The sequence below is a fragment of the Thermodesulfomicrobium thermophilum DSM 16697 genome (assembly GCF_059568695.1).
Genome location: NZ_JCANTW010000015.1, coordinates 78,988 through 96,140 on the forward strand (window position 1 = coordinate 78,988; position 17,153 = coordinate 96,140).

General features: G+C 66.1%; 13 protein-coding genes. 3 read left to right on the forward strand and 10 right to left on the reverse strand.

The window, feature by feature from the left end; genetic code table 11:
* Position 1 precedes the first annotated feature (1 nt).
* A complete protein-coding gene (locus tag BR00_RS08820) occupies positions 2-421 on the forward strand; it encodes an NADH-quinone oxidoreductase subunit B family protein (RefSeq protein ID WP_496477225.1) in 420 nt (139 codons plus the stop codon).
* Here the strand turns inward: BR00_RS08820 and BR00_RS08825 are convergent.
* The 7 genes from BR00_RS08825 to BR00_RS08855 form a co-directional block, all read right to left on the reverse strand.
* Entirely contained in the window at positions 418-1,404 is a 987-nt protein-coding gene (locus BR00_RS08825; protein WP_496477226.1) for a hypothetical protein, read from the reverse strand. The genes BR00_RS08820 and BR00_RS08825 overlap by 4 nt on opposite strands.
* Positions 1,405-1,544: 140 nt before the next feature.
* Positions 1,545-3,113, reverse strand: coding sequence for an ATP-binding protein (locus tag BR00_RS08830; protein WP_496477227.1), 1,569 nt, complete (start codon positions 3,111-3,113; stop codon positions 1,545-1,547).
* Between the two features lie 115 nt (positions 3,114-3,228).
* The gene (locus BR00_RS08835; protein WP_496477228.1) at positions 3,229-6,477 is read right to left on the reverse strand and encodes an efflux RND transporter permease subunit; all 3,249 of its coding nucleotides are present in this window, start codon (positions 6,475-6,477) and stop codon (positions 3,229-3,231) included.
* On the reverse strand, positions 6,474-7,604 hold the full coding sequence (locus tag BR00_RS08840) for an efflux RND transporter periplasmic adaptor subunit (RefSeq protein WP_496477229.1): 1,131 nt from the start codon (positions 7,602-7,604) through the stop codon (positions 6,474-6,476). The genes BR00_RS08835 and BR00_RS08840 overlap by 4 nt, the downstream gene beginning before the upstream one ends.
* Positions 7,605-7,709: 105 nt before the next feature.
* On the reverse strand, positions 7,710-8,942 hold the full coding sequence (locus BR00_RS08845; RefSeq protein ID WP_496477230.1) for an aminotransferase-like domain-containing protein: 1,233 nt from the start codon (positions 8,940-8,942) through the stop codon (positions 7,710-7,712).
* A gap of 22 nt (positions 8,943-8,964) precedes the next feature.
* Entirely contained in the window at positions 8,965-9,282 is a 318-nt protein-coding gene (locus BR00_RS08850) for an AzlD domain-containing protein (RefSeq protein ID WP_496477231.1), read from the reverse strand.
* Positions 9,252-9,959 (reverse strand): AzlC family ABC transporter permease, encoded by a 708-nt coding sequence (locus tag BR00_RS08855; protein ID WP_496477232.1) that lies wholly within the window; start codon positions 9,957-9,959, stop codon positions 9,252-9,254. Before BR00_RS08855 ends, BR00_RS08850 begins: the two co-directional genes overlap by 31 nt.
* 83 nt (positions 9,960-10,042) lie before the next feature.
* Between BR00_RS08855 and BR00_RS08860 the strand changes: the two genes are divergently transcribed.
* Both BR00_RS08860 and BR00_RS08865 read left to right on the forward strand, forming a co-directional pair.
* Complete coding sequence (locus tag BR00_RS08860; protein ID WP_496477233.1) at positions 10,043-11,458, forward strand: aminotransferase-like domain-containing protein; 1,416 nt, start codon at positions 10,043-10,045, stop codon at positions 11,456-11,458.
* A gap of 9 nt (positions 11,459-11,467) precedes the next feature.
* A complete protein-coding gene (locus tag BR00_RS08865; RefSeq protein ID WP_496477234.1) occupies positions 11,468-12,763 on the forward strand; it encodes a radical SAM protein in 1,296 nt (431 codons plus the stop codon).
* Positions 12,764-12,785: 22 nt separating this feature from the next.
* Here the strand turns inward: BR00_RS08865 and asnB are convergent, their stop codons facing one another.
* From asnB to fliD, 3 genes are read right to left on the reverse strand one after another with little or no spacing between them, the layout of a single operon-like run.
* Positions 12,786-14,666 (reverse strand): asparagine synthase (glutamine-hydrolyzing), encoded by a 1,881-nt coding sequence (gene asnB, locus BR00_RS08870; protein ID WP_496477235.1) that lies wholly within the window; start codon positions 14,664-14,666, stop codon positions 12,786-12,788.
* Positions 14,666-15,037: a flagellar export chaperone FliS gene (fliS, locus tag BR00_RS08875; RefSeq protein ID WP_281751551.1), complete on the reverse strand. Its 372-nt coding sequence runs from the start codon at positions 15,035-15,037 to the stop codon at positions 14,666-14,668. The genes asnB and fliS overlap by 1 nt, the downstream gene beginning before the upstream one ends.
* A 15-nt stretch (positions 15,038-15,052) precedes the next feature.
* Positions 15,053-17,131: a flagellar filament capping protein FliD gene (fliD, locus tag BR00_RS08880; RefSeq protein WP_496477236.1), complete on the reverse strand. Its 2,079-nt coding sequence runs from the start codon at positions 17,129-17,131 to the stop codon at positions 15,053-15,055.
* Between the last annotated feature and the right edge of the window lie 22 nt (positions 17,132-17,153).

Consider the following 17,153-nt stretch of genomic DNA (forward strand, 5'->3'; position numbering starts at 1 on the left):
CATGCCCATGCTTCCCACGCTTCTTGTCGCTCTTCCTGTTGTGGCCGGCGTCCTCGCCCTGTTCGTGGCGGGGGATGCGTTGCGCCGGGGGCTTTTGGTGGCCACTGCCGTGGCCCATGCGGCCATGGTGGTGCTGGCGGCGCCGGCTTCGCCGCGTCATGGCGACGGCGTGGCGGTCACTGGGCCGGTGACCCGCAATATGCGTGACGCGCTGCTGTGGACCCACGCGGCAAGTCCGGATCCACGCGTGAGCGTGGCCGTGGGAGCGTGCGCCATCTCCGGGGGCATCTATGCGGGGCTGCCGGAGACATCGAGCGGGGCGACGGAGCTTCTGCCCGTAGACCTCTTCATCCCCGGCTGTCCGCTCCACCCGCTCACCATCTTGCATGGGCTCTTGGGGCTTATCGGGCGGCTTTCCTAGGCCTTGGGTCGTGTCACCAGGCGGCGGTAGAGGTCGAGGAATTCCACGAAGTCTTCGTGGCGGCCGCCGGCATCCGGATGGAGGGTTTTGGCCCGGCGTCGGAAGAGACGGATGAGCTCGGCACGGCCCATGGCCCGGAGTTTCGGCCACGGTACGCCGAAGAGGGCCTCGGCCCGGGTGGCGTCCACGGGCCTGCTGGGGCGTCGGGGACGCGGCCGTCGGAAACTGCCCATGAATCCATCCACGATGCGGGCCCAGGAGTCCGCGGTTGGGAACTCGAAATCGTAGTGGTAGCAGGCGTAGCGGCGAAGATAGGGGTGGATGCCCGAGGCCGGCCGCACGATCCCCTGCCAGAAGGCGTCGTCTACGTGGATCTGGCAGAGGGCCCGCAGGAAGGCCGCGTCCACGGCCTCGGGGTCGAGGGCCTCGGGGGCATGGCGGGCGGCAAGGCAGGCAAACTGGCTTTGCAGGTTGAAGGCGGCAAAGGTGTAGGCACGCAGCTCCTCGGGCCGCAGGTTGCGCTCCATGCGCCAAAATTCCTGCTCCAGCTCATCGCGGCTTTTTCCCACAAGGCGCAGGAAAAGCTTGGGATGCACCAGATGGATGGCCCCGAGATTGGTCTCGCCGGTGCGCAAAAAGGCCAGGCGGCGCTTGTCGAAGGGGTGCAGCCCTGCCACCTGGGCTTCTTCTTCCGGTACGAGGCGGCGGCGGACCCAAGGCCGACGGTGTCCTCGATCTTCGAGGGCGGGAATGAACGGAGCGAATGCCGCTTCCACGGCGTCCAGCAGGGCGTCGTCGAGACTGCCGGCTGCGGCGAAGACCGCATCGAGAAGCGGCGGGCGAAAGGCGCCGTCTTCGTACCACGCGCAGGGGTTCGGGCCGAGATCGAGGATGGTCTGGCTGAGGAGCACGCCTGCGGTGGAAATGGTGCGGCGCAGCGCGTAGCGTGTCCCTTGAGGAGTCAGGATTCGAGCAATGTACATGGCGTCCTCCGTGGGCATCCATCATGCCCGCAGCGCCTGCGGAAAAGGCCTCGCACGGCTGGAGGCGTTGCATCTCGCGAGGATGTTCTCGGTGCCGCCCGCACAAGGCATTGGTGGAACACGGCGCCTGCGCAAGGCGGTTAGAGCGGGGCCACCTCCCAGCCCACGATCTGGCGCCTTGTCGTGCTGAACTCCACGCCCACTTCGATGACGGTGACGTCCGGGGCGCGGTATTTGGCGGCGTAGTCTTTCTTCTTGAGCTGGGCGAGGGCCGCGCCGGTGGGTGCGTCGCCGTCGACGACTTTGAATTCCAGGACCCAGACGACGTCTCCTGCCCGCACGGTGAGGTCGCAGCGGCCCAGGTGGCTCACGTCCTCCGGGATGATGGTGACCCCCACCGCCGCCAGGTGACTATAGAACACGCTGGCAAAATAGCCTTCGTAGCGGGCCATGGGGTTTTTGCGGTACCAGTCCGCGGGGATGCCTGCAAAAAGGCGCGTCATGTGCTCGCCCAGGGCGTGGGCGTCGCCGCTTCGCAGGGTGCGCAGCACGAAAAGCGATGCCTCGTCGCGAAAACCGGGCACCAAGGCGCGGGTTAGGGCCGTATTGAGGGCCATGCGCACCTCGCGGTTGGGGAGCGTGAGCCCATAGAGGAGGAGATCCCCTTCCTGCAGTACCTCGCCGATGGTGAGATATCCGGTCTGCCAGAGTAGGGCCTCGGGCTCGATGCGGTCCACGTCGAAGGCCGAAAGCAGGGCTTCGCTGGCATAGAGGCGCTCCAGGCGCGGGGTGAAGAACTGATGCCGCATGAGCCACTCCACGAGGAAGGTGGGGGTGGCGGTCTCGAACCACCAGGAGCGGAACTGGCGTTCCGCCAGAAGAAGGAGCACGTCGAACGGATTGTAGACGCTCGCTTCGCTTCCCCAGTGGTAGCCGTTGTACCAGGCGCGCACGGCGTCCCGATCGAGGGCGCAGCCTTCCTTGATGGCGGCGGCGAACTCCGGGGCGAAGACCGTGTCCAGGTCCGTCTCGGTGTAGCCGCAGATGGTGGCATATTGAGGGGACAGGGTAATGTCCCGCAGATTGTTGAGCCCGGAAAAGAGGCTCACCTTGCTGAACTTGGACACCCCGGTGAGGAAGACGAAGCGCAGGTCCGCATCCCGGCCCTTGAGCACGGAGTAGAGGTTGCGCAGGCCCTCGCGCATGGCCCGCGCCGTGTCCGGATCGGTGAGATTGTCGAGGATGGGTTTGTCGTACTCGTCGATGAGCACCACGGCTTGGCGTTGGTGCTTCTCTGCCGCGCGGGTGATGAGTTGGCCGAAGCTGCCGGAGATGTCGTCCAGATCATCGAGCGCCACCTGGAGACGCTCGGCGTTTTCGCGCAGGATGCCGCGGATGCGGCGGTCCAAATCCGCCCGATGCTCCAATCGGCCCTCGGCAAAGCTGATGCGCACCACCGGGTGGCGTCGCTCCCAATCCCAGTGATTTTCCAGATACAGCCCAGTGAAGAGCGTGCGGTTTGCCGCAAAGGCCTCGGCCAGGGTGTCGAGAAACAGGGATTTACCGAAGCGCCGGGGCCGGGAGAGGAAATAGTACTTCCCGCTTTCGGCAAGCGCGCTCACGAAGGGCGTCTTGTCCACATAGTAGTAGCCTTCACGCCGGATCTCGGCGAAGGTCTGGATGCCGATGGGCAGTTTTTTGCGTTCCATGACAACCTCCGAGCCCAAGGGGCATGGATATCGTGTAGCTACGGCCCATTGGGAAGTCAAAACCTCTGGTGGGCGGGGGCGGACACTGCGGAGGGACAGAGGCCCGCGGGACGCATCAGCCTTGAACTGTCGCCTGCGGTGTGGGGTGGCGCTCTTCGTGGCGTTTTTCCAGATAGTAGAGCACCGGCACCACCAGACGGGAGAACAGGGTAGCCGCCACTTCGCCGGCCATGAGCGAGATGGCGAGCCCCTGAAAGATGGGGTCGAAGAGGATGACGAACGCCCCGGCCACCACGCTGGCGGCAGTGAGCAGCATGGGGCGAAAGCGCAGCGCTCCGGCCTCCACCACGGCTTCGGCCAGGGGGACGCCGAGGCCTCGGCGCAGCTCGATGAAGTCCACCAGGATGATGGAGTTGCGCACCACGATGCCCGCGCCGGCGATGAAGCCGATCATGGACGTGGCGGTGAAAAAGGCGCCGGTCAGGGCGTGGGCCGGGATGATGCCGATGAGTGACAGGGGAATGGGCGCCATGATGGCGATGGGCGTGGTGTAGGAGCCGAACCAGCCCACCACCAGGAGGGCGATGAGCACCAGCACGGCGGCAAAGGCCAGGCCCATGTCCCGGAAGACTTCATAGGTGATCTGCCATTCCCCGTCCCACTTGAGCACGTACTCGTGGTCCTGGGCAGGCATGCTGGTGGTCAGCCGTGGTAGCGTGCCAGGTTGGGCGCGCTGCCAGGCGCCGCGGCCTTGGGCGGCGAGATCGTCCAGGGCGTGGCCGGCGCGCAGCATGGCGTAGATGGGGCTTTCTTCTCCGCCGGCCATGTCCGCGGTGACGTACACCACGGGAAAGAGGTTCTTGTGGTAGATAGCTGCAGGAGCCATGTCCTGGCGGATGCGCGCGATCTCTCCCAGGGAGACGACGCCGTGTGTCCCGTGGACCCCCAGCGCGGCGAGCTGGCTTTCGCTGGTGCGGCGGCCCTGCGGCAGACGCACCACCAAGGGCACGTCTTCGCGGCTTTGCGGGTCGCGCACGAGGCCCACGGTGGTGCCGCGCAGGGCGGCTTCCAGCACCTGGCGGGCCCGCTCCGGAGAGACTCCCAGGGCCGTGGCCTTGTCCGCCTCCAGTTCCACCCGGAGCTCGGGGTGCGGGTCGGTGACGTACCAGTCCACATCCACCACGTTGGCAGTAGCCTTGAGCACGTCGCGCACCTGCCGAGCCACGGCCAAGCGGCCTTCTTCGCTGGGGCCGTAGATTTCCGCCACCAAGGTCTGGAGCACCGGCGGGCCGGGAGGGACCTCCACGGTCTTCACATTGGCCCCGAAACTTTGGGCCGCAGGGGCCACGGCCTGCCGGATCCGGGCCGCGATGGCGTGGCTTTGTTCGTGGCGCACGCCGCGCGGGGTGAGGTTGACCTGGATTTCCGCCTCGTGGCTCCCTTTGCGGCCATAGTAGTGGCGCACCAGCCCATTGAAGGTGAAGGGCGCGGCAGTACCCACGTAGAGCTGGATGTCCGTCACCGCCGGGTCCGCCAGCACTGCCCGGGAGATGGCCTCGGCTGCGGCCATGGTCTCTTCCAGGGCCGTGCCTTCGGGCATATCGATGACGAGCTCGAGTTCGCTCTTGTTGTCGAAGGGGAGCATCTTCACCAGCACCAAGCGCAGCGGAAACATGGCCACGGCCAGGAGGAAGAGCACCGCCACGGCGCCGAGAAACAGGGCGCGGTCCCGGGGATGGTGGATGAGCCGGCGCATGAAGTGGACGTAGAGCTGGGTGATGCGGCCGCTGGAGTGCTCGGTGTGCTCCACCTCGCGGCCCAAAAAGCGCTTGGCGAGCCACGGGGTGATCACGAAGGCCACGGCCATGGAGAGCAGCATGGCGATGCTGGCGCCCACCGGCATGGGACGCATGTAGGGGCCCATGAGGCCGCGCACGAAGGCCATGGGCATGATGGCGGCGATGACGGTGAAGGTGGCGAGCACCAAGGGGCCGCGCACCTCCGAGACCGCGTCCACGATGATCTCCGAGAGGCCTTTGCCCCGGGACTGGGGCAGCCTGAGGTGGCGGACGATGTTTTCCACGTCCACGATGGGGTCGTCCACCAGGATGCCGATGCAGAAGATGAGGGCAAAGAGGGTGACGCGATTGAGGGTATAGCCGAGGAGCCAATACGTGGCCAGGGTGATGGCCAAGGTGACGGGCACGGCCACCATGACCACGAAGCTTGCCCGCATGCCCAAAAACAGGGCCACGATGGCCCCGACACTCAGGGTCGCCAGGGCCAGATGGAAGAGGAGTTCATCGGATTTGTGGCGGGCGGTTGCACCGTAGTCCCGCACCACCACGACGTCCACGTCTCCAGGCAGGACGCTTCCCACCAGGGAGCGCACGAGATGCTGGACTTGGTGGCTGATGCGGGTGGCGCTCTCGCCGGCGCGCTTGGCCACGGAGAGGGTCACGGCCGGGGCGAGCTCTCCTGGGGCAAGGCCGATGCCCTTGGCGGCCTTTCCCGGACCTGCGGCGAAAAAGACGTAGTGTTCCGGTTCCAAGGGGCCGTCGCGCACCTCGGCCACATCTTCCAGGTACACGGGTTTTCCTTGATGGACGGCGACCACCACACGCCGCACTTCGCTTGCCGAGGCCAGAGCGCTCCAGAGGCGTACCGGCCGTGACACCCCGGCTCCGTGCAGATGCCCGGTCACCTCGGCCTGGTTGTGGGCCTGGAGCTCTTCGGACACCTGCGCGAGATCAATGCCGAAAAGCCGCAGTTTTTCCGGATCCGGCTCGACGGTGATGCCGCGGCGCTCACCGCCGATGATGGAGACTTCACTGACGCCGGGGATGCGGCGCACTGCTTCCGCTACTTCCAAGGCCATGCGCCGCAGGCTTGCGGGCGTGCGCTGCGGGCTGGTGAGGCTTAGGGCCACCACCGGCACGTCGTCGATGGAGCGGGGTTTGACCAGCGGCATGGAGCAGCCGGGCGGGATCCAATCCAGGTGCTGGTAGAGCTTGGCGTAGGTCTTGATGAGGCTCTCTTCCGGGTTGGAGCCTACGGTGAAACGCACGATGCTCATGGCCGCCCCGTCCATGGCCGTGGAGTAGACGTACTCCACACCCGGGATTTCCCACAGGAGCTTTTCCATGGGGCCCACCACCCGCTGCTCCACCTCCCGGGGGCTTGCCCCCGGCATGGAGACTTCGATGTCGATCATGGGCACGACGATCTGGGGCTCTTCCTCGCTGGGGGTACTGAGCACGGCCACCACCCCCAAGAGCAGGGCGAAGAGCACGGTGAGGGGCACCAATTTGGAGTCCACGAAGAGCGCCGTGAGGCGGTGGAGCAGGTCGCCGGAGTGGCTCATGGGGCGCTCCAGCGCATGCCTTCGCGGGTGGTTTCCGGGGCGTTCATGAGGACACGCTCACCGGCGTGCAGCCCCGCCACCACCTCCGCCAGGGCGTCGGGGGCGTCGGGGGCGGCTGGAATGAGCAGTCCGTTTTCCAGGCGGAAGAAGTCCCCCAGACGCAGCACCCGCAGCCGTACCGTGTCCGTGGCGTCCACGATGAAGGCCGTGGGGAGTCCGCCGCGCCATTGGATGGCCGCCCGTGGCACCAGCAGGATGTCGCGTGCGTCTCCAGGGACGAGCAGCCGGGCGAACATCCCGGATCTGGCCGAAATCCCTTCCGGGAGGGTGGTCTTGACCCGGAACATGGTTCCCTCCACCGTCGGGATGCTGGCGGTGACCCGCACGGGGCGCGGCGTGGCGTCCAGGGCCGGGACGATCACCCGAAGGGTTTGCCCCACCGCCAACGTCGGCGCCAGGCGTTCGTCCACCAGGGCCTCCACTTCCAGGCCAAGGCGCTGATCTTCCACCACGGCGAGGATCTCGCCGGCGCGCACAAAGGCCCCGGCATCCACCATGCGCTGGGTGAGCACGCCGGCGTGCGGGGCGCGGACCACGGACTGGGCGCGGATGGCTTCCGTCTCTTGGGCGGCGGCAAAGAGGCTTTGCGTCAGGGCCTCTTGGGCCTGGGCTTCTTGGGCCAGGGATTGGTACTGGGCCCGGGCCTGGTCCACTTCTTCTCGGGACACGCCGCCCTGGGCGAGGACCCGGGTCAGGCGCGCGAGGGTCTCCTTGGCCCGGGCGGCGCGCACCCGGGCTGCAGCGGCCAGGGCTTCGGCCTGGCGCGCGGCCTGATCCTGGGAACGCTTGCGGGCCGCGAGATCTGCGTCGTCGATGATGAGGATGGGCTGGCCGGATTGCACCGGCGCTCCTTCGGCCACCAGGACCTGGCGCACCGTGCCGCTCACCTTGCTCGCGAGCTCCATGCGGCCCTGGGCCTGGATCTGCGCAGCGATGGCTCGCACGCGGGAGGCGTGCACCGAAGCCAGGAGGTGTGCCGGCGCCGTTACGGAAGCCGGCGCTGGAGGCGCCGCAGGCTCTTGGCTGCACGCGGCGGCAAGAAGCAGGAGGATCACGAAAAGGGGCACGGCACACCTCCACGGTTTGCCCCCTGGTAGCGCAGCATCCCGCCAAGGGCAAGGCGGGTGCGGCCGTGGATGCGAAAGTGACGCCGTGCCTTCCGTGCGGAGGTTTCAGGGCTGCGGATGCTTGCGCCGTTTTGCCTCTGTCGGGGCTGCGGTTTGGGCTTGCAGCAGATCGGCGAGGCATCGGCAGAGGCGCAGGATGCCCTGACGGATGCGCTCGGAGGAGGCTGCGGTGAAGTTGAGGCGTGCCGCATGGGCGCCGCCGCCGTCGAGGAAAAATGGGCCTCCGGGCACGAAGGCGACGTTTTTTTCCATGGCGGCGTGGAAGAGCTCCATGCTGGTAGGGCCTTGCGGGGGAAGCGACAGCCACAGGAACATGCCGCCTTCGGGGTTGGTGAAGGAAGTGCCCTCGGGAGCGGCGTGTCGCAAGGCGTGGATCATGGCCTGAGCGCGCTCACCGTAGTGCTCGCAGACGCGCTGGATATGGGCTTTTAAGGGAAAACCGTCTTCGAGGAGTTGGAGGATGACGGCCTGACACACCGTGGAGGTGTGCAGGTCTGCCGCTTGTTTGGCCGTGGCCGCGGCGCGGATGATTTCCGGCGGCCCGGCCATCCACCCCACGCGCAGCCCTGGGGCGAGGATCTTGGAAAAAGATCCCAAGTGGATGCTTGCCCCGTGGGTGGCGGCGAAGATGGGCGGGATTTCGGGGCCGTGGAAACGCAGCTCGCCGTAGGGGTCGTCCTCCACGAGGAGGGTTTGGGGGTACTCGGCCATGAGCCGGGCGAGTGCCTGGCGGGTGGAGGCATCAGCGCTGATGCCGGTGGGGTTGTGGAAATTGGGGATGGTGTAGAACAGCCGGGCCCCGCGTTGCAGCGCACGTTGGACAGCGGCCAGGTCCACCCCGCGCGGCGTGAGGGGAGCGGTGGCGAAGCGCGCCTCCAGCAGGGAAAAGGCCTGGATGGCGCCCAAGTAGCTGGGGTGCTCCATGAGCACGGTGTCCCCTGGATTGAGGAGGATTTTCCCCAGAAGATCCAAGGCTTGTTGGGAACCGGTGGTGATGAGGACGTTTTCCGGGCCCAGGGAAAGGCCGAAGCGCTGGTAGCGCTGGGCGATCCATTGGCGAAGTTCCAAAAGCCCTTCGGTGGGCGCATATTGCAGGACTCGGGCGCTGTGGCGGCCGATGGCCCGGGATGCGGCCTCGCTGATGGCCTGCGCGGGGAAACACTCCGGGTCCGGGAGCCCGCCGGCAAAGGAGATGACTTCCGGTTTCTGGGTGACCTTGAGGATCTCCCGGATAAAGGATTGCGGCACGTGGGCCATGCGGCGGCTTGGAGAGAACATGAAGGCTCCTTGCGTGGGGTAGTTAGGGGAAGACGGCCCGCAGCAGGGCCACGGTGAGGATACCTGCGGCCACAGTGGCGGCGAAGCTTCGGGTTTTCCAGCGCACCAGGGCCGTGGGCACACTTGCCCAGAGAAAAAGATTTTTCATGCTCATGTCCACGTTGGGGCCGGCGCAAAGCACACTTTGGGCGAGCAGGGCAGCGAGGATCGCCGGCGGCACGAATCCCAGCCAGCGGGCCAAAGGATCGGGCACGGCGCGTCGGGCGCACAAAAGAAGGGGCAGGGCGCGGGGAAGATAGGTCACGACACTCATGGCAAGGATGATGGCGAGCGTTTCCATGTATCGACTCCAAGGGCCAATGTGGCGGCGGTGATGGTGGCGATGAGGATCACGGACTGGGACACGCCCCAGGCGTGCAGGAGGACGGTGAGCAGCGCGGCGCTGGTTGCCGCCAGGATGTGGGCGGCCGAACCCAGTTGCGCGCCGAGCAAGGCGAGAAACATGGCCGGCAGGGCGAAGTCGAGGCCCCATGGCCGCACATCGTGGATGAGTCCGCCGGCCACGGCCCCCAGGGCGGAGCCCAGGCACCAGGCGGTGTGCGCGACCCCATTGATGGTCAGCGTTTCCGCTGCGTCGCGCGCATTCTGGGCAAAGCGGTGGGCGTGCAGCGCAAAGGTCTCATCCGTGAGCTGTGCGGCGAAGGCCGCCAGGCGTGCCCAGCTCCAGGATCGCAGGTACGGGGCCAAGGCCGCGGCCATGAGGGCATGACGGAGGTTCACCACAAAGGTGGTGGCCGCGATGGTTGCCAGCGAGGCCCCAGTGCTGATGAGGCTGATGGCGATGAATTGGGCTGAGCCTGCAAACACCAATACCGACATGAGGATGGCGGCCGCGGGATCCAGCCCCGCTTGGCGGGCCAGCACCCCGTAGGCGAAGCCCACGGGTACGTAGCCGAGGACGATGGGGGCCACCTGGCGCAAGGCCTGGGCCCATTGGGGATGTTGTTGATACTCCATTATCGATTGCCTCCGCGCAGGATCTTTGGCAGAGGCGGAGCATTGGGTACAGATACAGAAAGAGCTTGATTTTTGGGGTACAGATGCGCGGGTGCAAATATTTGGAACTGGCCGAAGCCTTGGTGGCGGCGCGGGAGTCTCGTGCGGGTGGTGTCGGGGAGCGCCTGCCTTCGGTGCGCACGCTGCGGGCCCGGTATGGGGTATCCATCAATACCGTGCTTGCCGCATATGGCGAATTGGAGGCCCGGGGGCTGGTGGAGGCCCGCCCTCGTTCGGGATATTTTTGGCGTCTGGCGCCGCCGTCCTTGCCGCCGCGGCCGCCGGAATTGGAGTTGCGGCCTCGGGAGATGACCAAGGGCGCGCTCATTGCCCGGGTGCTGGCCAGCGTGGGCAGCGCGCATCTCGTCCCTTTGGGCATCAATTGTCCGGCCCCGGAATTTTTGCCTGGCCGGGCCTTGGGGCGGATCGCGGGGCAGCTCGTGCGGCAGCAGGGGGCAGACCACGTGGGCTATGCGCCGGTGGAGGGGCTGTGGGCCTTGCGGGAGCAGATCGCCGTGCGGGCGGCAGGGGCCGGCTGCCGGGTATCCCCTGAAGAGGTGCTCGTGACCGCTGGCGCCATGGAGGCTTTGTACGTGGCCTTGCGTGCGGTGCTGCGGCCGGGGGACACGGCCCTCATCGCCGCGCCGTCGTACTTTTGTTTCCAGCAGCTGCTTGAGAATCTCGGGGTCCGGGCCGTGGAGATCCCCTCGTCCCCGGAGCATGGTGTCCGGCCGCAGGACGTGCGCCGGGCAGTGGAGCAGCTCTCCATCCAGGCGTGCATCTTGGCTCCCAACTTCAACAATCCCGACGGGAGTCTCATTCCGGACGCTGCCAAGGCCGAGATCGTGGAGACCCTCACTGCGCGCGGCATCCCGCTCATCGAAGACGACGTGGCTGGCGACCTCCACCTGGCCCCGCGGCGGCCGCCCCTGGCCAAGGCCTTTGACCGTAAAGGTATGGTGCTTACCTGTTCCTCGTTTTCCAAGACCTTGTGTCCGGGCTACCGCATTGGTTGGGTGCTGCCGGGGCGGTGGTTTGCCGAAGCCCTGGCGGTGAAGGCGACGACCAATGTGAGCTCCGCCACCCTGCCGCAGATGGTGGTAGCGGCGTACCTGCGCCAGGGTCGGTATGACCGCCACGTGCGGCGCTTGCGTTCCCGTATCGCCCGAAGCATGGAGGCCATGGCCGCTGCCGTGGCGCGGCATTTCCCGCCAGGCACGCGCCAGACGCGGCCGCAAGGCGGGGGCGTGGTATGGATCGAACTCCCCAGGTCCGTGGACGCCGTGGAGCTTTTCTTTCGCGCCCGGGAGCAGGGGATCGGCATTGCGCCTGGCACGATTTTTTCTCTCCACGGGCAGTTGGACCATTTTGTCCGCCTCAACGCGGCGGTGCCGTGGACTTCCCAGATCGAAGATGCGGTGGCCGCATTGGGGCGTTTGGCCGCGGGCATGGCGGCATAAGGAGGCGTATTGAACTGCGAATTTCCTGCGCGCGTGGTGGTGGAGGTGACCACCCGGTGCAATTTGGCCTGTCCGTCCTGTGTCAAACATACCCAGGGCTGGGATCTCCCGGATAGCCATATGGCGCCGGAGGTGTTCGCGGCCCTGCGTCCTGTGATTGCCCAGTGCCAGAGCCTCGTGCTCTCGGGCATTGGTGAGCCCCTGCTCCATCCGCGTTTGGTGGAATGGGTGGCCCAGGCCAAGGCGTGGAACCCCGGGGTGCGGGTGGGGTTTCAGTCCAACGGCATGCTGCTGACCCAGAAGCTGGCGCGGGAGCTGGTGGCCGCAGGCGTGGATCAGGTGGCCTTTTCCGTGGACGCCCAGGAGAATGCGCTTCTGGGGGCGCTGCGACCTGGGGCCACGGTGGAGGGAATTGCCCAGGCCTTTGTCCATATGCGTTCGGCAGCCCGAAGCCATGGCCGACAGGTGCGCCTCGGGGCGGAGCTCGTGCTCTCCCAAAGCAATCTCGCCTTCGTGGCGGACGCCGTGGACTGGTGCGGCCGGCAGGGCGCGGATTTTGTGATCCTTTCCCATCTCATCCCCTACCGCAAGGAGGATGCGGCGCAGAGCCTGTACACCGCCGTTTCCCAGCGCGCATTGGATTTCGCCCGTGCGGCGCTGGCAGAGTTCGTGGATCAGGGGCTCAATATGCGGCGTTTGGACCAAGTGTATTACCACCCCTTTCCTGGCCCCAAGGAGCGGCAATGGGTGGCTGCAGTACGCGCCATGCTGACCGCAGCCCAGCGCGAGGGGGTGGAGCTCCCCTTGAGCCGGGTGGTGCGGGCCCTGGAGCCCGAGGCGGTGACGCGGCGAAACGCCGTCGCCCGAGTCCTGGGGCAGGTGCAGCAGGTGGCGGCGCGCCACGGCATGGAGGTGGAGCTTCCCGCAACGGCCGTGCAGGAGCCCGGAGCTTGTCCGTTCGTGGCCACCCCGACCCTGGCTGTGGCCCAAGACGGATCGCTCAGTCCGTGCCATTTTGTGTGGCACAGCGCGGTGGTGTATCCTGAGGGGCAGGCGGTGACCGTAGCCCGACGTATCCTCGGGCGCCTTCCTGCAGACGATCCGGTGGCGGTGTGGAACAGCCCCCAGGCGCGACGTTTCCGTGAGCAGGCGCAGGGGAGCTTTGCCCGGTGTTTTGACTGTAACGTCGTGCCCTGCAACTTCGTGGACGGCAGTCCGGAGCCGTTCGTCGCTGACTGCTACGGCGCCGAGGTGCCGTGCGGGGTGTGCCCGTGGGTGGGCGGCGGCTTTGCCTGCCTGGGTTAGGCGGCGGCTTGGCACGCCGAGGCTAGGCCGTGGCGCTTTTGAGGAACTGCTCGTGAAAGAGATGAAGGAAGAAGGCCACCACGAGGATGCCTGCGGCGTCTTCGCCCCCGGCGTCGAAGCGCGCCAAGGCGGCCTCCAAAAATTGCGGGCGGAAGTAGTCGAGACGCCGCACTGTGGCGGGGGCGAGGGTGTCGCCGATCATCTCCCGGAACGTGCGCACAAACCAGGGCGCGGGCGCGGCGAGGGGTTGCTTGCGACGCTGGCAGATGGCGGCAGGAAGGATCGGGGTCATGGCGCTCTTGAGCAGGGCCTTTTCGGTGAGCCCCCTGAGCTTCCAATGGGCGGGGATCCGAAAGGCCCATTCCACCAAGCGGTGATCCAAGAACGGCGAGCGCAGTTCCACCCCATGGGCCATGCTCATGGTGTCTCCCAAAAGCAGGGTGAGTCCGGGCAGACGCATGTGGGCCTCGAGAAACAGCGCCTGATCCACGAGGCTGCGCGCAGGCGGCACTGCGGGGATTTCTTGGCTGCGCTCGTGGGCGTTGGCGGCCATGGCCGCCAGGGTGGAGTCGCTCATGAGGGCCGAGGCAAAACGGAAGGCCTGAAAGCGGTAGGGTAGGCTCGGATGGCGGCAGGGGGCGGCCTTGAGGTGGGCGTACCAGCCGGGGAGCGCGGCGCGGTCCGTGCCCGGCGGGAGCACGCGGCAGAGCAGGGGCAGGCGGCGTTGGGGTGCCCGCTCGATGAAGGGCAGGAGTTTCAAGAACTTGAAATAATCGTAGCCGGCAAGCACCTCGTCGGAGCCGTCGCCGCAAAGGACCACCTGAAATCCCAACTTTCGGGCCGTGCGCGCGAGTAGATAGAGCGGCAGGTGGAGCAGCGTCACCAGCGGGGCTTCCAAATGCCAAATGAGGCGCGGCAGGTCCTCGGGCTCCAGGTGGCAGCGGAATTCGTGGTGCTGGGTACCGGCGTGGCGGCTCACCATGCGGGCAAAGGGGGATTCGTCGCTGTGGTGCTCGGCAAAGGTGATGGAGATGGTCTGCACCGGGGCCGTGCTGTGCCGTGCGGTGAGGGCGGCCACGGCGCTGGAGTCGATGCCGCCGGAGAGGTAGCAGGCCACGGGTACGTCGGCATGCAGCCGCTGGGCGACACTTTCGGAGAGGAGGTGGGTGAGCTGGGCTGCGGCTTCGGCGCGGCTGGCCGGAGGATCGAGGTCTTCGGGGAGCTGCCAGTAGCGCTGCGGGCGCAGGCGCACGGGGGCGTCGTCTGCGCAAATCGTGCACCAATGCCCAGGGGGCAGCTGGGTGACGGCGCGCACGAAGGTACGGGGAGGCACGGCAAACCCGTAGTCCATGGCTTGGGCCAGAGCGGTGGGGTCCAGGTTCCGGGGCACCTGGGGATGGACCAGGAGGGATTTGATCTCCGAGGCGAAGAGGATGCCGTCAGGGACCTGCGCCATGACCAGGGGTTTTTTGCCGAGCCGGTCCCGGCCCAGGGTAAGGGTGCGGCGCTGCGGCTCCCAGAGGGCGAAGGCAAACATCCCGTGCAGGCGCACCACGGCGTCTTTTCCCCACGTCATGAGGGCCGCAAGCAGCACCTCGGTGTCCGAGCGTGTGGCAAAGGTGTGCCCTAGGGCCGCAAGCTCGGCGCGCAGTTCCTGATAGTTGTAGATCTCACCGTTGAAGACGAGTACCGCCCCGGTGGGCGCATGGACCATGGGCTGGCTGCCGCCAGGGATATCGATGATGGCCAAGCGCCGCGAGGCCAAACCGCAATGGGCGTCGGCAAAAACGCCTTCGCCGTCCGGGCCGCGGTGCGCCATGCGCTGGGCCATGGCGGAAAGCAGGGCCTGGATTTCCCGCTTTTGGCGCGGGGCGTTGGTCAGCAGTCCCGCGATGCCGCACACTATTTGGGTTCCTTGACGATTTCCGCAAATGCCGAGCGCAGGGTCTCGAGGATCCCCGCCACTTCGTCCAGCAAGGCGGGATTCATCTGGATGTTGGCGTTCACCAATTGCCAGGTGCAATAGGTGTAGAGGCTGTGGAGGTTTTGCGCCAGTTCGCCGCCTTTTTCCTTGTTCAGAGAGCCGTCCAATTCCGCGATGATGTCGAGCGCCTGGGAGATGAGGATGCCTTTGGTGGCGTAATCCTTTTCCAGCATCTTGGTCTTGGCTTGCTGCAATGCGGTGATGGCGCTTTCGAAGAGCATCACCACGATGTGGCCCGGAGTGGCGGTGGTCACTTGGGTTTGGCGGTATGCCAGGGCTGCACGCTGCATGCACGTACTCCTTGTCTAAGAGTTTTTCGGCAGGCTGTTGATTTGGGATCCCAGCATGGAGGAGAGCTGGTCATAGGTGCCGAGCGTCGCCTCCAGGTTGGCAAAGCGGGTGCGCAAGGTGCTTTCCAGGAGGGTGAGGCGCTTTTCCTCGTAGGCGATTTTGGCGTCGATACTGTCGATGATGTCTTGGTAGTTGTCTTCGAGGATCTTGAGCGGCCCTTCCAGGGGCGCGGTCAGGCGGCCGACTTCGTCACCCAGCTCCAGGGCCTTGCCGTTTTTGATGAAGATGGTCCCCGAATAGGAGCCGTCCGTCATATCCATGACATCGATGACCAGACCTTTGGCTGGATTGTCGTCACCGATGGCCGTGATCTTGGTGCCGTCGATGGAGGCGGGGTACCCGCCGATGGTGGGAGGTGGGCTGGCGCTGATACTCCCGCCGGAGACGGTGTAGGTGACGGAGAATTCGCCGGCTTGGGTAACCCCACGCACCAGGGAGCTGAATTGAAAGTGGGGCGAGGCGGCGGCCACGTACTGGCCGGGATTCAGAGGATCTTCGACCATCTCCTTGGTGCTGGGCACGGAGTCCGCGGCAAAAAGCTTGGCTACGGCCTGAGGATCGGTGTTGAGGGCCGAACGCAGGGCCGTTTCGTCGAGCACCAAAAGACCGAAGGTGGGAGAGCCTTGAGCGGTGTCGGTGGTGATGCCCACACTGCCCAAGGAGGTGACCGGATCCAGGTCGCGGTCAAATCCCAGACCCTTGGAGGCGAGGATATTCTTGATGCGCTGCTGGATCATCTGCAGGCCGTAGTTGCCGGTGAGCAGCGACCCCGTGGTTTGGGAGCCCACGGTGGTCACCTTGGTTTGTTCCTGGATTTTGGTGAGTACGGTATTCACCTCGTCCACAAAGGTCTTCACCTTGTCCACGACAGCGGACACGTCCGTGGCCGTGGTCAGGGTGGTTTGGCCGGCCTGCACCAGGTTCATGGTGATGCCGGGGATGATGTCGCTGATGGAGTTGCTCGCCCGCTCCAGGTAGCCGTCGGTGGCCCCTTGGGTTTGGGTGAAGGCCGATGCTCCGAGTCCGGCGAGGGTGGTGCCGGGATAATCCACGACGCGCACCGTATTGGCCGCTCCAGGGGTCCCGGTGAGCACGAGCACTTGGGAGCCGGATTCCGTGGCAAGGCTGGCCGAGACCCCGCTGCCTAAGGCGTTGATGCCGTCCACCAGATCCTGGAGGGTGGCGCCGGCGCCCAAGGAGACGGTGTAGAGCGTACCTCCGGCGGCGAACTTGAAGTCTCCGGGGGTACCGGAGAGGGGGGCCGTTGCCGCGGTCAGTCCCGTGGATGCCTGCAGGATGGTGGCCGTGGGCGCAGGGGTCACGGGCCAGCCGTCGACCCGCAACTGGGCGTTGGCCGCGTTTTGGGTCTGGACGAAATCTGCGGAGGAAAAGCCGGGCACGGTGGTGAGTCCATCGTCGATGAGGACGTCGTTGCCTGCGCCAAGCTCCATGCCTCTGAGCTGCAGACGGTAGCCGCTGCCATCGTTGATGAGGGTGGCGCGCACCAGATTCTGATTTTGGGAATGGGCGTTGATCATGTCCGCGAGCTGTTGCAGCGTGGTACCTGCTGCCACGTCCACGGTCATTTGGGTGGACCCTACCACCAAGGTCATGGAGCGGGCGGCGCCGCCGGTGACATCCGCGCTGGGGGCGGAAAAAACTGCCGTGCCCATGAGGGTGTCCGTGGCGGCGAGCCCCACCACCTCCACGGTATGCACCCCGGATTCGGCGCTGCTGCTGGCTGTGGCGGTGAGGGCTGCTGGGTTGGAAGACACGGTCTGTTTGGCGAGAAATTCGTCCAAGGAGTCCATTCCCGACAGGGTGGTGCGCAGGGTCAGCAGCGCGCTGTTGAGTTCTTGAAAGGCTTGGGTTTTCTTTTCCCACGTGGCTTTCCATGCCTCCAGGCGGCGCTGGTGGATGCGTTCCGTATCCACCAGTTTGGTGACCATGGAGTCGAAATCCGTGCCTGAGCCCAGCCCCGTAAAGCGGATGGCGCCGGAAAGGAGCTCCGTGCTTGTCGTGGTGTCGGCCATGAGGTCCTCCGCGAAAGTCTAT

Coding starts and splice junctions, on each gene's coding strand:
- BR00_RS08820 (WP_496477225.1), top strand. CDS start 2: ATGCCCATGCTTCCCACGCTTCTTGTCGCTCTTCCTGTTGTGGCCGGC.
- BR00_RS08825 (WP_496477226.1), bottom strand. CDS start 1,404: ATGTACATTGCTCGAATCCTGACTCCTCAAGGGACACGCTACGCGCTG.
- BR00_RS08830 (WP_496477227.1), bottom strand. CDS start 3,113: ATGGAACGCAAAAAACTGCCCATCGGCATCCAGACCTTCGCCGAGATC.
- BR00_RS08835 (WP_496477228.1), bottom strand. CDS start 6,477: ATGAGCCACTCCGGCGACCTGCTCCACCGCCTCACGGCGCTCTTCGTG.
- BR00_RS08845 (WP_496477230.1), bottom strand. CDS start 8,942: ATGTTCTCTCCAAGCCGCCGCATGGCCCACGTGCCGCAATCCTTTATC.
- BR00_RS08850 (WP_496477231.1), bottom strand. CDS start 9,282: ATGGAAACGCTCGCCATCATCCTTGCCATGAGTGTCGTGACCTATCTT.
- BR00_RS08855 (WP_496477232.1), bottom strand. CDS start 9,959: ATGGAGTATCAACAACATCCCCAATGGGCCCAGGCCTTGCGCCAGGTG.
- BR00_RS08860 (WP_496477233.1), top strand. CDS start 10,043: ATGCGCGGGTGCAAATATTTGGAACTGGCCGAAGCCTTGGTGGCGGCG.
- fliS (WP_281751551.1), bottom strand. CDS start 15,037: ATGCAGCGTGCAGCCCTGGCATACCGCCAAACCCAAGTGACCACCGCC.
- fliD (WP_496477236.1), bottom strand. CDS start 17,131: ATGGCCGACACCACGACAAGCACGGAGCTCCTTTCCGGCGCCATCCGC.